The organism is Pseudomonas sp. KBN12P06040 (genome assembly GCF_037574965.1).
Lineage (GTDB): Bacteria > Pseudomonadota > Gammaproteobacteria > Pseudomonadales > Pseudomonadaceae > Pseudomonas > Pseudomonas aeruginosa.
This window is the reverse complement of sequence record NZ_JBBELS010000001.1, coordinates 5,498,657-5,512,374: the sequence shown is the minus strand read 5'-3', so window position 1 is coordinate 5,512,374 and position 13,718 is coordinate 5,498,657. Positions and strand designations below refer to the sequence as shown.

Here is a 13,718-nt window from a genome sequence, read left to right as displayed (position 1 = left end):
TTTTTTCCAGTGGCCGGGTGTCGCTGGAGGCAGGTTGAAAAATGGCAAAAGACTACAGCCGTACCCAGCGTATCGGCGATCAGATGCAACGCGAACTGGCTCAACTGATCCAGCGCGAGATCAAGGACCCGCGCCTGGGCCTGGTCACCATCACCGGTGTCGAGGTCAGCCGCGACGTGGCGCACGCCAAGGTGTTCATCACCGTCATGGGCCAGGACGATGCCGGCAAGATCGCCCTGAACATGGAAATCCTCAACGACGCCGCCGGCTACCTGCGCATGTTGCTGGGCAAGTCGATGAAGCTGCGTAGCGTGCCGCAACTGCATTTCCACTACGACGAAAGCATCCGCCGCGGCGCCGAGCTGTCCGCGCTGATCGAACGTGCGGTGGCCGAAGACGGCCGCCGCCACGGCGACGAGACCGAGGACTGAGCGTGGCCCAGGTGAAGCGTATCCGCCGCTCCATCAGCGGCATCCTGGTGCTCGACAAGCCTCGCGGCATGAGTTCCAACCAGGCACTGCAGAAAGTCCGCTGGCTGCTCAATGCCGAGAAGGCCGGCCACACCGGCAGCCTCGACCCGCTGGCCACCGGGGTGCTGCCGCTGTGCTTCGGCGAGGCGACCAAGTTCTCCCAGTATCTTCTCGATGCCGACAAGGGTTACGAGACGGTGATGCGCATGGGCATCACCACCACCACCGGCGACGCCGAGGGCGAACTGCTCGCCGAGCGGGACGTGACCGTCGGTCGGGACGATCTCGAACAGGCCCTGCCGCGCTTCCGTGGCGACATAGAGCAGGTGCCGCCGATGTACTCGGCGCTGAAGAAAGACGGACAGCCGCTGTACAAGCTCGCCCGTGCAGGAGAGGTAGTGGAGCGCGAGGCGCGTTCTGTTACTATTACGCGCCTGGATTTGCTCTCTTTCGAGCCGCCCTGTGCGACCCTGGCCGTTTCCTGCAGCAAAGGCACCTACGTGCGTACGCTGGTGGAAGATCTTGGCCGGGTCCTGGGCTGCGGCGCGCACGTCGCGGCACTGCGGCGGACCCAGGCCGGGCCGTTCGCCCTGGCCCAGGCGATCACCCTCGAGACGCTCGAACGCGTGCATGCCGAAGGTGGTCCGGAAGCGCTGGACCAATTCCTGATGCCGGAAGACAGCGGCCTGTTGCATTGGCCGGTGTTGCAGTTGTCCGAGCACAGTGCGTACTACTGGCTGCACGGGCAGCCGGTGCGGGCCCCGGAAGCGCCGAAGTTCGGCTGGTTGCGGGTGCAGGATCAGACAGGTCGTTTCATCGGTATCGGTGAAGTGACCGACGACGGGCGTATCGCCCCGCGTCGACTGATTCGGTCATAAGACCGATACGAGGGTGGCTGTCAGCAGGCACGGTCATTCCTCCTTTTAAAACACGGGAAGCGATTCCCGGCCTGTTCACTCAGAGGAAGCCCATCATGGCACTGAGCGTTGAAGAAAAAGCGCAGATCGTTAACGAATACAAGCAAGCTGAAGGCGACACCGGTTCCCCGGAAGTGCAGGTAGCCCTGCTGTCCGCCAACATCAACAAGCTGCAGGATCACTTCAAGGCCAACGGCAAGGATCACCATTCCCGCCGTGGTCTGATCCGTATGGTTAACCAGCGCCGTAAGCTGCTGGACTACCTGAAGGGTAAAGACGTGTCTCGCTACACTGCCCTGATCGGCCGTCTGGGTCTGCGTCGCTAAGCGACTCCGGTCGGCAGCTTGAAGCAAGAAGCTGGAAGCCTGGCGTCGATACCCGCACACGAGGCGGGTATCGGCGTCGGGCTTCCAGCTTCGCGCTTTCTAGGAATCGATTCGGGTCCGACTCCCGGCATTCCACCGATTTCCCCCAAGGCAACATAGAAGGTAAAGACACCGTGAACCCGGTAACCAAGCAATTCCAGTTCGGTCAGTCGACCGTCACTCTCGAGACCGGCCGTATCGCTCGCCAGGCCACCGGCGCCGTACTGGTCACCATGGACGACGTCAGCGTGCTGGTCACCGTGGTCGGCGCCAAGTCGCCGGCCGAAGGCCGCGACTTCTTCCCGCTGTCTGTGCACTACCAGGAAAAGACCTACGCCGCAGGCCGTATCCCCGGCGGTTTCTTCAAGCGTGAAGGACGTCCTTCCGAGAAGGAAACCCTGACCTCGCGCCTGATCGACCGTCCGATCCGTCCGCTGTTCCCCGAAGGTTTCATGAATGAAGTGCAGGTCGTCTGCACCGTCGTTTCCACCAACAAGAAGTCCGATCCGGACATCGCCGCGATGATCGGTACCTCCGCCGCCCTGGCGATCTCCGGCATTCCGTTCGCCGGCCCGATCGGCGCCGCCCGCGTCGGTTTCCATCCGGAAATCGGCTACATCCTCAACCCCACCTACGAGCAACTGCAGAGTTCCAGTCTCGACATGGTCGTGGCCGGTACCGAAGACGCCGTGCTGATGGTGGAGTCCGAGGCCGACGAACTGACCGAAGACCAGATGCTCGGTGCCGTGCTGTTCGCCCACGACGAGTTCCAGGCGGTGATCCGTGCCGTCAAGGAGCTGGCCGCCGAAGCTGGCAAGCCGGCCTGGGACTGGAAAGCCCCGGCGGAAAACACCGTGCTGGTCAACGCCATCAAGGCAGAGCTGGGCGAAGCGATCTCCCAGGCCTATACCATCACCATCAAGCAGGACCGCTACAACCGTCTGGGCGAGCTGCGCGACCAGGCCGTGGCCCTGTTCGCCGGCGAGGAAGAGGGCAAGTTCCCGGCTTCCGAGGTCAAGGACGTATTCGGCCTGCTGGAATACCGCACCGTTCGCGAGAACATCGTCAACGGCAAGCCGCGTATCGACGGTCGTGACACCCGTACCGTGCGTCCGCTGCGCATCGAAGTCGGCGTGCTCGGCAAGACCCACGGTTCCGCGCTGTTCACCCGTGGCGAAACCCAGGCCCTGGTCGTCGCGACCCTCGGCACCGCGCGCGATGCCCAGTTGCTGGATACCCTGGAAGGCGAGCGCAAGGACGCCTTCATGCTGCACTACAACTTCCCGCCCTTCTCGGTAGGCGAGTGCGGCCGCATGGGCAGCCCGGGTCGTCGTGAAATCGGCCATGGCCGTCTGGCCCGTCGTGGCGTCGCTGCCATGCTGCCGACCCAGGACGAGTTCCCCTACACCATTCGCGTGGTTTCCGAGATCACCGAGTCCAACGGTTCCAGCTCGATGGCCTCCGTGTGCGGCGCCTCCCTGGCGCTGATGGATGCCGGTGTGCCGGTCAAGGCGCCGGTCGCCGGTATCGCCATGGGCCTGGTCAAGGAAGGCGAGAAGTTCGCCGTCCTGACCGACATCCTCGGTGATGAAGACCACCTGGGCGACATGGACTTCAAGGTTGCCGGTACCGACAAGGGCGTCACCGCCCTGCAGATGGACATCAAGATCAACGGTATCACCGAAGAGATCATGGAGATCGCCCTGGGCCAGGCCCTGGAAGCTCGCCTGAACATCCTCGGCCAGATGAACCAGGTCATCGCCAAGCCGCGCGCCGAGCTGTCCGAGAATGCCCCGACCATGCTGCAGATGAAGATCGACTCGGACAAGATCCGCGACGTCATCGGCAAGGGCGGCGCGACCATCCGTGGTATCTGCGAAGAGACCAAGGCCTCGATCGACATCGAGGACGATGGCAGCGTGAAGATCTACGGCGAAACCAAGGAAGCCGCCGAGGCCGCCAAGCTGCGCGTCCTGGCGATCACCGCGGAAGCCGAGATCGGCAAGATCTACGTCGGCAAGGTGGAGCGCATCGTCGACTTCGGTGCCTTCGTCAACATCCTGCCGGGCAAGGACGGCCTGGTGCACATCTCGCAGATCAGCGACAAGCGCATCGACAAGGTCACCGACGTGCTGCAGGAAGGCCAGGAAGTGAAGGTCCTGGTGCTCGACGTGGACAACCGTGGCCGCATTAAGCTGTCGATCAAGGACGTGGCTGCCGCCGAAGCTTCCGGCGTGTAAGTCGAGTCGTGATCGATGAAAACAGGGCCCTCGGGCCCTGTTTTCGTTTCCGCGACACGCTTCTCGGCGAAGGGGGCGAATCCTTGCATTTTGCAAGCTCTGTCATCGCCAATTCGGCATTCTGCAACCGTCTCGCTTCCAGCTTATTTTTTAACTTATTGTTTTTAAAGGATTTTATTTTAGAGGAAAACTGGCACAGCGCTTGCGATATCTACTATGCAACTGACGCCAGGAATGGCTGCAGTTTTTCGAAATCCATAGGAGAAACCGCAATGAAATTCAGCAAACTCGCTATTGCCGCTGCTACTGCCACTGCTCTGAGCTTCTCGATGGCCAATGCGTTCGCTGCCCAGCCCATCAGCCTGGCGGCCAACGACACTATGCAGAAAACCGAAGAAGCGGTTTCCGATACCTGGATCACCAGCAAGGTGAAATCCAGCCTGATCGCCAACAAGAATGTCAGTGGCGTCGATATCAAGGTCGAGACCAACAAAGGTGTGGTTTCCCTTTCCGGCAACGTGAAGAGCGATGCCGAGCGTGACCTGGCGATCGAGACCGCCAAGGGCATCAAGGGCGTGAAAGCCGTTTCCGCCGATGGCCTGAAATCGGTCGAGTAAGCGCCCGGGCCGAACGACCCCTTTTCCCTCGTCACCAGGAGGAAGACCGATGAATTCCGATGTGATCAAAGGTAAGTGGAAGCAACTCACCGGCAAGATCAAGGAGCGTTGGGGCGATCTGACCGACGACGATCTCCAGGCTGCCGACGGACATGCCGAATACCTGGTCGGCAAGCTGCAGGAACGCTATGGCTGGTCCAAGGAAAGGGCTGAACAGGAAGTTCGCGACTTCAGCGACCGCCTGTGAGTAGGTAGAAAGAAGCCCCGCCGGGATAGATTGCCCGGCGGGGCTTTTTCATGGGCGCTGGATTCAGTCGCCGCGCCGGCTCTGGATGGCGCTGAGGCGGTTGCCCTCGAAACGGACGAAATACAGCATGCCGTTCCATGGGCCATAGATCCATTCCTGGACCTCGACCTCGTAGCGCTTGCCCCATTCCCCGACGACCTCGCGATAACCCAGGCTGTCGCGGCTGCGTGGCTCACCGCAGCGCGAAAGGACGTCGGCGCTGCTGTCGCCGGTGCTAACCAGGCGGCTGCCGCAACGCAGCGAATCGGCCTGCGCATGTGTCAATGGCAGCAGGGACAGCAGCGCCACCAGCCCGGTGCGCGGAAGCGAGCGATTCAACGCTTGAACTCGATGCGTTTCAGCTTGTTGGCTTCGAAGGTCAGGATGTAGGTCACGCCGTTGCGCGGGCCGTACACCCACTCCTCGACCTTGAATTCCCGCCGATCGTAGCTGCCCAGGGTATAGCCGACGTCGTCGCGGTGATCCGGATCGCCGCACTTTTGCTGTACTTCGAAGGCCCGGTCGCCGACGCTGACCAGCGCACTGCCGCAACGCATGGTGTCGGCCTGCGCGCTCGCGCAGGTAAGGTAGAGCAGGGGGGCCGCGAGGGCGGCGAATCGCTTGTGCAAGGTATCACTCGCTATCCAGGTGCAATTGGGTGTCGACATTACCCTTGTCTTCGCCTTCGGCGAAACTGACGTCGATCAAGTAGATGCGATCGTCCGGCAACTGGCCTTTCTCCACCAGATAATCCTTGATCCGGGTGGCCCGGGCCTGGCCAATCTGGCGCAGCAGCACTTGGCTCTTGGCCCAGGAAGCGATCACCGCTTCGCGCATCTTCGCGGTGCGTTCGTCGCTGTCCAGTTCTTTCCACTCGGCCGGTGGCTGCTGCTTCAGGCGGGTCCGGTAGATGCCTTCGAGCAGCGGCGCCTGCATGTTCTCCGGTACCTCGAGTTGCTTGGCGTCGCTCGGGACCTTGTCGCCGCGACGTTGGAGCATGCGGTAGTAGGTGTTCTGGTATTCCAGTTCGAGACGCTTGGCGCCGATCGAGGGACCGTCAGCCGCGGCGGAGGCCACGCCTTCCACTTCCAGGCGCAGCGCCGGCCGCTCCTTGAGCGCATCGGCGAGCTTGTCGAGGTTGGCCTGGGCTTCCGGCGTCAGCTCGTCGCTGCCCGCGGCGAAGGGTACCGTGCCGAGATCCTCGTTGCCGCCGGCGGCGAGGCCGGCGATGAACTTGAACGGCGCCTGCACGGCGCGCAGGACCAGGTTGCGCAGGGTCTGCCAGACGATCGGCATGACGCTGAACTCCGGGTTGTTCAGGTCGCCGGCCACCGGCAACTGGATATCGATGTTGCCCTTGGTGTCCTTGAGCAGGGCTACCGCCAGCTTCACCGGCAGGTCCACGGCATCCGGGCTGTCGACCTTCTCGCCGAGTTGCAGGCCTTCCAGCAGGACCTTGTTTTCCGCCTTCAGTTGGCTGCGTTCGATCTGGTAGTGCAGGTCCAGGTTGAGTCGCCCCTTGCGGATGCGGTAGCCGGCGAACTTGCCGGAATAGGGCGTCAGGGTGGTCAGCTCGACACGCTTGAAGCTGGTGGTGATGTCGAGCTTCTTCAGCGGGTCGAATGGGTCCAGTTCGCCGGCGATGGTCACCGGTGCGTACTTGTCGACCTTGCCCTTGATGTCCACCTTGGCCGGCTGCGAGTTGCGCGTGTCGAGGGTGCCGACTTCGCCGCTGAGCTGCTGGATGGCGGTACCGAACGGCGGCATCAGGGTCAGGTCGGCGAAGTTCGCCGAGCCGTTGTTGATCCGTACGCCGCCGATGTGGATGCCCAGCGGCTTGCTCGCCGGCGCGTTCTTGCTTTCGGCGGCGGCCTTGCCGGACGAACTAGCCGGTTGCGGGATGATCAGCTCGCTGACGTTGGTGCTGCGATCTTCGTTGATGATGAAGCGGGCGTAGGGCTCCTCGAAGGACACGCTCTGGATCGACAGGCTGTCCTCGTGCCGATAGGCGAGGCCGTTGAGGGTCAGCTTGGTCCATTTGACGAAGTCGCGGTCCTTGATGGTATCCAGGGTATGCAACTGGCTGACTTCGGCGCTGCCGTCGACGCTGAAGGCCAGCGGCTCGACGCTCTTCAGGTCGACCGCCAGCTCGCTGCCAAGGAAGCCGCTGCGCAGTTCCAGGCGGATGAACGGCGAGATGTAGGCCTGGGCCACGCGCAGGTCGATGTCGCGGGTACTGACCTTGAGCCTGGCGCTGACCGGGTCGAGCACCACCTGGCCGCTGGCCTGGACCTGGCCGCGGTTGCCGAGGCCGGTCTTGAGCTTGAGGTCGAAGGGGGTCTTGCCGAGGCTGTCGACGTTCTGCAGGTCGAGGTCCAGCGGGCCGACTTCCAGCGGGACCTCGGTGGCCGGCTGGCGATCCACCAGGTGCGCCTTGTAGCCGCGCAGCTGGGCGTCGCGCAGGACGATGTGCCAGGGCTTGGCGGGCGTCTCCGCGGCGGCTTTCGTACTTTCCGGCGGAGGCGTCTTTGCAGTGTCGGCGAGCTGTTGCGGAGAGTCGCTGGCCGCCTTGTCGACTTCCGCAGTCTTGGCCGTTTCCTGCCCGGTTGCCTTACCGGTCTTCGGAGCCTCGCTCGTCTCTTGCTTGGCTACTTTATCGGCAGCGCCGCCTTCCGCGACTTTGGCGGACTCTTTGTCGTCCGTTGCCCTTTCCGTCTCGGCGACGCTGGCGTTCTTCTCCGCCGGCCTGTCCTTGCTCGCTTCGCCCGAGGCTATCGCGGCTGCCTTGGCGGCACCGTCGGTTGCCGGTTCGCGGGTGGTCTTCGCCGCGTCGGTCGGGGCAGCGGCGGGATCGGTGTTTTCCGCCGGCTTGGGTGCAGGCGCCTTGCGTGGCGGCGGAGTGAAGTCGGCGAACAGTTTCTGCCAGTCGAGCTGGCCGTCCTTCTCGCGCGCGGCCCAGGCCTCCAGGCCCTGGCTGCGGACTTCGCCGAGCACCACTTCCTGCTTGGCCAGGTCCAGGGTGGTAGCGGCCACGTCGAGGCTGGCGAGCTTGGCCAGCGGCTTGCCCTGGGGCGAATTGATGCTGAAGTCGGCGAGTTTCAGCGCGGCCTTGTCGAGCAGCAGCTGGGTGTCCTTGGACAGGTCCAGGCGATAGTCGCTGGAGAGGCTGACCACGCCGTTCTCCAGCACCAGCGGGGCATTGTCGCGGACATAGGGCCACCAGGCCTTGAGCTGGATATCCTTGACGCTCAGGTGGCCCCTGGACGTGATCGGCACCAGGGTCAGGTCGCCTTCCCAGTCGAGGCGGCCGCCGTTCGGGCCGGTGGCGAGCAGGGTCATCTTCGCGCCGTCGTCGGGCAGGGTGCTGAGGTTGTGCAGCTCGAAGCCCAGCGGATCGAAGCTGAAGTCCACCGGCTCGCTCGGTCGCAGGTCCTGGAAGTGCAGGCTGCCCTCGGCCAGTTGGATGCGGTCGATGCGCAGCGGGAACGGATCGCTCGGCTGTTCAGGCTCGGGCGATTCGCTCGGCGGGATCCTGAACAGGCTGGCCAGGTTGAGCTGGCCCTTCTCGTCGAACAGCAGTTCGGTATGCGGACCTTCCAGCTCGACGTCGGCCAGGTGCAGCTGGCGTTTCCACAGGCTGTCCAGCTGCAGGTTGGCGTACAGCCGGCGGAAGGCGAGCTGGGGGTTCTTCTCCTCGCCCAGGCGCAGACCCCAGAGGGTCAATTCCAGGCTGAAGGGGTTGAATTCGATACGTTCGAGACGTGCGGGGACGGTGGCGTATTGCGCCAGTTGCTGGTTGGCGACGCGCAGCCCGATGCCGGGTATGAGCAGGAAGCCCAGCAGGCAATAGACGAGGAAGGTGATCAGCAGGGCGCTGACAGCGCGTTTCAGTCCTTTGGGCATGGCTCTCTTTCGTTTTCCGTTCTAAGCGGTGCGTTGGAGTATGGCACGGCCTCAAGGTTCCGACCGTGATTCGCGCCGTTTCAGAGCCTTTGGACGGGTATTCTTGCTGTCACGGCACGAAAGTTCAGTGACTCACCGGCGGCAGACCCATGCGCCGGCAGGCTCTATGCATCGAAGCGTTGCGCACCGCCCAGCGCAGCAAGGGTACGCTGCGCCTGACGCTGCCGCGGATCAGGCGGCGTTGCAGCGGACTGAACGGGAGGTCGAGCATCGATCCGGCCCATTCCGGCAACAGCTCGGCGCCTGCGCGCAGCATCAGCGCGCCGAACGGCCTGGCCAGGGTGCTGGGCGCTGGTGCGTTGAAGAGAATCCGCACCACTTCGCGGGTGCGTTCGTCGCAACGCAGGCGTGGACGCATCGCCTCCAGGTAGGCGGCGATCTGCTGGCGGTCGCGCGGTACCGCGCGGGCGCCGAGGCGTTCGGCGACCAGGGCGATTTCCGAGTAGTAACGGTCCTGCTCGCTGCCCGGCAGGTCGGGATTGAGATAGCGCAGGTAGGACTTGAGAAAGCTGCTGACCTCGGCGACATGCACCCAGGTCAGCAGATCCGGGTCGCTGGCGGAATAGGGCGTGCCGTCGGGCAACTGGCCGATGACGCTTTCGTGGATGCGCCGGACCCGCTCGATCAGTCGCTCGGCATCGGCCAGCGGGCCGTAGGTGGTGGCCGAGATGAACTGACCGGTACGACGCAGGCGCCCGAGCAGGTCGTCGCGGAAATTGGAGTGGTCCCACACCCCCGCCAGGGCCAGCGGATGGAGCATCTGCAGAAGCAGCGCGCCGATGCCGCCGATCATCATGCTGCTGAAGTCGCCGTGGACCTTCCAGCAGGCGGCATCGGGGCCGAACAGGCCCGGATCGCCTTTCGGCGATTCGAAGTCGACACCGCCGACGGCGAGCCCGGTAAGGCTCAGCACCTGGCTTTCGATATGGCGACGGACGCTTTCCATGGAGGGCTCGCTACGACAGGGCAGGCACGAGCTTAACCCAGGCGCCGGAGCGACTGGAACCGTCCCGCGCCGCAGGGCGCGGGACGGTTGCGCGGGTCAGCGGTTGAGGCGGTTGTCGATCAACCCCTGCACCACTCCCGGATCGGCCAGGGTCGAGGTATCGCCGAGACTGTCCAGCTCGTTGCAGGCGATCTTGCGCAGGATACGCCGCATGATCTTGCCGGAGCGGGTCTTCGGCAGGCTGGGCGCCCATTGCAGGTGATCCGGCTTGGCGAAGCTGCCGATCTCCTTGCCGACCAGGGCCAGCAATTCCTGTTGCAGCGCCTCGCTGGGCTGACTGCCGGCCATCAGGGTGACGAACGCGTAGATGGCCTGGCCCTTCACGTCATGCGGGCAGCCGACCACCGCCGCCTCGGCCACCGCATCGTGCAGGACCAGCGCGCTCTCGACCTCGGCGGTGCCGATCCGGTGTCCGGAGACATTGATTACGTCGTCGACCCGGCCGGTGATCCAGTAGTAGCCGTCCTCGTCGCGGCGCGCGCCGTCGCCGCTGAAGTAATACCCGGGGTAGGGCTTGAAGTAGGTGTCGATCATCCGCTGGTGGTCGCCGTAGACGCTGCGGATCTGACTCGGCCAACTGGCCTTGATCGCCAGTACGCCGCTGCCCGCGCCGTCGATTTCCTTGCCTTTCTCGTCGAGCAGCACGGGTTGCACGCCGAAGAACGGGCGGGTCGCCGAGCCTGGCTTCAGCGCAGTGGCGCCGGGCAACGGGGTGATCAGGATGCTGCCGGTCTCGGTCTGCCACCAGGTATCGACGATGGGGCAGCGCTTCTCGCCGACCACCTGGTAGTACCACTCCCAAGCCTCCGGGTTGATCGGCTCGCCCACCGAGCCGAGCAGGCGCAGGCTGCTGCGCGAGGTCTGGCGGACCGGGGCGTCGCCTTCGCGCATCAGCGCGCGGATCGCGGTCGGCGCGGTGTAGAAGATATTCACCTGGTGCTTGTCGATCACCTGCCAGAAGCGTGAGGCGTCCGGGTAGTTGGGCACGCCCTCGAACATCAGGGTGGTGGCGCCGTTGGCCAGCGGGCCGTAGACGATATAGCTGTGTCCGGTGACCCAGCCGACGTCGGCGGTGCACCAGTAGACGTCGCCATCGTGGTAGTCGAACACGTACTTGTGGGTCATCGCCGCGCCGAGCAGGTAGCCCCCGGTGGTGTGCAACACGCCCTTCGGCTTGCCGGTGCTGCCGGAGGTATAGAGGATGAACAGCGGGTCCTCGGCGTCCATCGCTTCCGCCGGGCAGTCGGCTGAGGCTGCGTGGAGCGCCTCGTGGTACCAGATGTCGCGGCCTTCGACCCAGGGTATGTCGCCCTGGGTGCGCTCGACCACCACCACGGTGGAGACGTCCGGGCAGTCCTTCAGCGCCTTTTCCACATTCTGCTTCAGCGGGATGTACTTGCCGCCGCGCACGCCCTCGTCGGCGGTGATCACGGTGCGGCAGTCGGCATCGAGAATGCGGTCGCGCAGCGAGTCCGGCGAGAAGCCGCCGAACACCACCGAGTGCACCGCCCCGATGCGGGCGCAGGCGAGCATGGCGTAGGCGGCCTCGGGAATCATCGGCATGTAGATGCAGACCCGGTCGCCCTTTTCCACGCCGCGGCTCTTCAGCACGTTAGCCAGGCGGCAGACGTTGTGGTGCAGCTTGCGGTAGGTGATGTGCGCGGATTCGCTGGGGTTGTCGCCTTCCCAGACGATCGCGATCTGTTCGCCGCGGCGTTCCAGGTGGCGGTCGATGCAGTTGTAGGCGACGTTCAACTGGCCACCCTTGAACCAGGTGGCCTGGCCTTTCCTCAGGTCGCCGTGGTGGACGCTGTGCCAGGGCTTGAACCAATCGAGGAAGGCCTTGGCCTGCTCGCCCCAGAACTCGTCGGGGTTCTCGACGGATTGGCGGTACAGGCGCTGGTAGTCGTCGTCGTTCAGGTAGGCACGCTGGCGGACGGCGTCCGGCACCGGGTGGACGCTGATCTCGAACATGGCGGTTTCCTTTGTTTTTCTGCTCCGCAAGGTGTCGAGAGACCGCACGCGGCCCCTCTTCAGGTTCGACCAAGGGTGGGCCAGGCGAGTGCCATGTTCAAGTGCCAAAGGCGCGAGCGGGGAAGGCGCCGGGGTCAATCGCCGGACGGAATGAAAAAGCCCGGCCTAGGGCCGGGCTTTGGGGAGAGGCGGATCAGCCGCGATGGCGGCCGCGGAAGAAGTCGATCAGGCCTTGGGTCGAGGCGTCCTCGGCCGGGGTTTCCTCGCTGCCGACCAGGCGCGAATAGACACCCTTGCCGAGTTCCTTGCCAAGCTCCACGCCCCATTGGTCGAAGGCGTTGATGCCCCAGAGGATGCTCTGTACGTAGACCTTGTGCTCGTACATGGCGATCAGCGCGCCGAGGCGGCGGGCGCTGATGCGCTCGACCACCAGGGTGTTGCTCGGTCGGTTGCCCGGGATCACCTTGTGCGGCGCCAGGCGCTGCACTTCGGCTTCCGGCAGGCCCTTGGCGCGCAGTTCGGCCTCGGCCTCCTCGCGGCTCTTGCCGAGCATCAGCGCCTGGCTCTGCGACAGGCAGTTGGCGTACAGCCACTGGTGATGGTCGGCCACCGGGTTGTAGCTGCTCACCGGGACGATGAAGTCCGCCGGGATCAACTGGGTGCCCTGGTGCAGCAACTGATGGTAGGCGTGCTGGCCGTTACAGCCGACGCCGCCCCAGATCACCGGCCCGGTGCCGCTGGTGACTGGCGTGCCGTCCTGGCGCACGCTCTTGCCGTTGGATTCCATGTCCAGTTGCTGCAGGTGGTCGGTGATATTCCGCAGATAGTAGTCGTAGGGCAGGATCGCGTGGCTGTTCGCGCCCCAGAAGTCGCCGTACCAGACGCCGAGCAGGCCGAGCAGCACCGGGATGTTGCGTTCGAACGGCGCGGTCTGGAAGTGCTGGTCCATGTTGTAGGCACCGGACAGCAGTTCCTTGAAGTTGGAGATGCCGATGGACATGGCGATCGGCAGGCCGATGGCCGACCACAGCGAGTAGCGGCCGCCGACCCAGTCCCACATGGGGAAGATGTTTTCCTCGCGGATGCCGAAGGCGATCGCGGCTTCCTTGTTGCTGGAGACGGCGATGAAATGGCGGTAGAGCTCTTCCTCGGTGCCGCCCTGGGCCAGGTACCAGGCGCGTGCGGCCTGGGCGTTCTTCAGGGTTTCCAGGGTCCCGAAGGACTTGGAGGAAACGATGAACAGGGTGGTCTCGGCGTTCAGGCGGCTGGCCAGTTCATGGAACTCGCTACCGTCGATGTTCGCCAGGTAGTGGCAGCGCACGCCTTTCTGGGCGAACGGCAGCAAGGCTTCGGATACCAGTTGCGGGCCGAGGAAGGAGCCGCCGATGCCGATGTTCACCACGTCGGTGATCGGCTTTTCGGTATAGCCGCGCCACAGGCCGTTGTGCACGTAGCCTACCAGCTCGGTCATCTGGTGCAGGACGCGGTGGACTTCCGGCATCACGTCGACGCCATCGACCAGCACTTTGTCGCCGATCGGTCGACGCAGCGCGGTATGCAGTACCGGCCGGCGCTCGGAGGCATTGATCGCCTCGCCGTCGAACATCGCCCGGATCGCGTCGCTCAGCCGTGCTTCCTCGGCCAGCTTCACCAGCAGGTCGATGGTGTCCTGGCGAATCAGGTTCTTCGAGAAGTCGAGGAACAGCCCACAGGCGCTGAAGGAAAACCGCTTGAAGCGCTCCGGATCGTCGATGAACGCCTGGCGCATCCTGAAGTCCTGCAGTTCCTGGCGATGGGCGGCCAGGGCGCGCCAACTGTCGAGTTGCGTGGCATCCAGCGGAGTGAGGTGGTGCTTCATGGCTGACCTTCTGGTTGGAATT

Annotated in this window: 12 protein-coding genes; 6 read left to right on the top strand and 6 right to left on the bottom strand. The window is 64.2% G+C overall.

Annotated features, from left to right (window positions below):
- The first annotated feature begins 41 nt into the window (after positions 1-41).
- The 6 genes from rbfA to VQ067_RS26025 all read left to right on the top strand — a co-directional run bounded on the left by rbfA (position 42) and on the right by VQ067_RS26025 (position 4,856).
- Entirely contained in the window at positions 42-431 is a 390-nt protein-coding gene (gene rbfA / locus VQ067_RS26050) for a 30S ribosome-binding factor RbfA (protein WP_003095188.1), read from the top strand.
- A 2-nt stretch (positions 432-433) separates the two neighbouring features.
- Positions 434-1,348 carry a tRNA pseudouridine(55) synthase TruB gene (truB, locus tag VQ067_RS26045; RefSeq protein WP_033990065.1) on the top strand — a complete coding sequence of 305 codons (915 nt, stop codon included), beginning with the start codon at positions 434-436 and terminating at the stop codon, positions 1,346-1,348.
- Between the two features lie 95 nt (positions 1,349-1,443).
- On the top strand, positions 1,444-1,713 hold the full coding sequence (gene rpsO / locus VQ067_RS26040) for a 30S ribosomal protein S15 (protein WP_003095184.1): 270 nt from the start codon (positions 1,444-1,446) through the stop codon (positions 1,711-1,713).
- 173 nt (positions 1,714-1,886) lie between these two features.
- Positions 1,887-3,992 carry a polyribonucleotide nucleotidyltransferase gene (gene pnp / locus VQ067_RS26035; protein WP_003095181.1) on the top strand — a complete coding sequence of 702 codons (2,106 nt, stop codon included), beginning with the start codon at positions 1,887-1,889 and terminating at the stop codon, positions 3,990-3,992.
- A gap of 272 nt (positions 3,993-4,264) precedes the next feature.
- Entirely contained in the window at positions 4,265-4,609 is a 345-nt protein-coding gene (locus VQ067_RS26030) for a BON domain-containing protein (protein ID WP_003095177.1), read from the top strand.
- A 49-nt stretch (positions 4,610-4,658) separates the two neighbouring features.
- Positions 4,659-4,856 (top strand): CsbD family protein, encoded by a 198-nt coding sequence (locus VQ067_RS26025; RefSeq protein WP_003095174.1) that lies wholly within the window; start codon positions 4,659-4,661, stop codon positions 4,854-4,856.
- Between the two features lie 63 nt (positions 4,857-4,919).
- Here the strand turns inward: VQ067_RS26025 and VQ067_RS26020 are convergent, their stop codons facing one another.
- From VQ067_RS26020 to pgi, 6 genes are all read right to left on the bottom strand, one after another.
- Positions 4,920-5,234, bottom strand: a complete 315-nt coding sequence (locus VQ067_RS26020; RefSeq protein WP_003163439.1) for a DUF2845 domain-containing protein — start codon at positions 5,232-5,234, stop codon at positions 4,920-4,922.
- Positions 5,231-5,524, bottom strand: coding sequence for a DUF2845 domain-containing protein (locus tag VQ067_RS26015; RefSeq protein ID WP_340080943.1), 294 nt, complete (start codon positions 5,522-5,524; stop codon positions 5,231-5,233). The genes VQ067_RS26020 and VQ067_RS26015 overlap by 4 nt, the downstream gene beginning before the upstream one ends.
- Positions 5,525-5,528: 4 nt before the next feature.
- A complete protein-coding gene (locus tag VQ067_RS26010) occupies positions 5,529-8,798 on the bottom strand; it encodes a DUF748 domain-containing protein (RefSeq protein ID WP_033990063.1) in 3,270 nt (1,089 codons plus the stop codon).
- Between the two features lie 124 nt (positions 8,799-8,922).
- Entirely contained in the window at positions 8,923-9,804 is an 882-nt protein-coding gene (locus VQ067_RS26005) for an oxygenase MpaB family protein (protein WP_003113910.1), read from the bottom strand.
- A gap of 96 nt (positions 9,805-9,900) precedes the next feature.
- On the bottom strand, positions 9,901-11,838 hold the full coding sequence (gene acs, locus VQ067_RS26000) for an acetate--CoA ligase (protein ID WP_003095161.1): 1,938 nt from the start codon (positions 11,836-11,838) through the stop codon (positions 9,901-9,903).
- A 193-nt stretch (positions 11,839-12,031) separates the two neighbouring features.
- Positions 12,032-13,696 (bottom strand): glucose-6-phosphate isomerase, encoded by a 1,665-nt coding sequence (gene pgi / locus VQ067_RS25995; protein WP_003100194.1) that lies wholly within the window; start codon positions 13,694-13,696, stop codon positions 12,032-12,034.
- Between the last annotated feature and the right edge of the window lie 22 nt (positions 13,697-13,718).

Excerpts from the sequence above, each read along its gene's own strand:
- rbfA (WP_003095188.1), top strand. The coding sequence starts at position 42 with ATGGCAAAAGACTACAGCCGTACCCAGCGTATCGGCGATCAGATGCAA.
- rpsO (WP_003095184.1), top strand. The coding sequence starts at position 1,444 with ATGGCACTGAGCGTTGAAGAAAAAGCGCAGATCGTTAACGAATACAAG.
- VQ067_RS26030 (WP_003095177.1), top strand. The coding sequence starts at position 4,265 with ATGAAATTCAGCAAACTCGCTATTGCCGCTGCTACTGCCACTGCTCTG.
- VQ067_RS26025 (WP_003095174.1), top strand. The coding sequence starts at position 4,659 with ATGAATTCCGATGTGATCAAAGGTAAGTGGAAGCAACTCACCGGCAAG.
- VQ067_RS26010 (WP_033990063.1), bottom strand. The coding sequence starts at position 8,798 with ATGCCCAAAGGACTGAAACGCGCTGTCAGCGCCCTGCTGATCACCTTC.
- VQ067_RS26005 (WP_003113910.1), bottom strand. The coding sequence starts at position 9,804 with ATGGAAAGCGTCCGTCGCCATATCGAAAGCCAGGTGCTGAGCCTTACC.
- acs (WP_003095161.1), bottom strand. The coding sequence starts at position 11,838 with ATGTTCGAGATCAGCGTCCACCCGGTGCCGGACGCCGTCCGCCAGCGT.
- pgi (WP_003100194.1), bottom strand. The coding sequence starts at position 13,696 with ATGAAGCACCACCTCACTCCGCTGGATGCCACGCAACTCGACAGTTGG.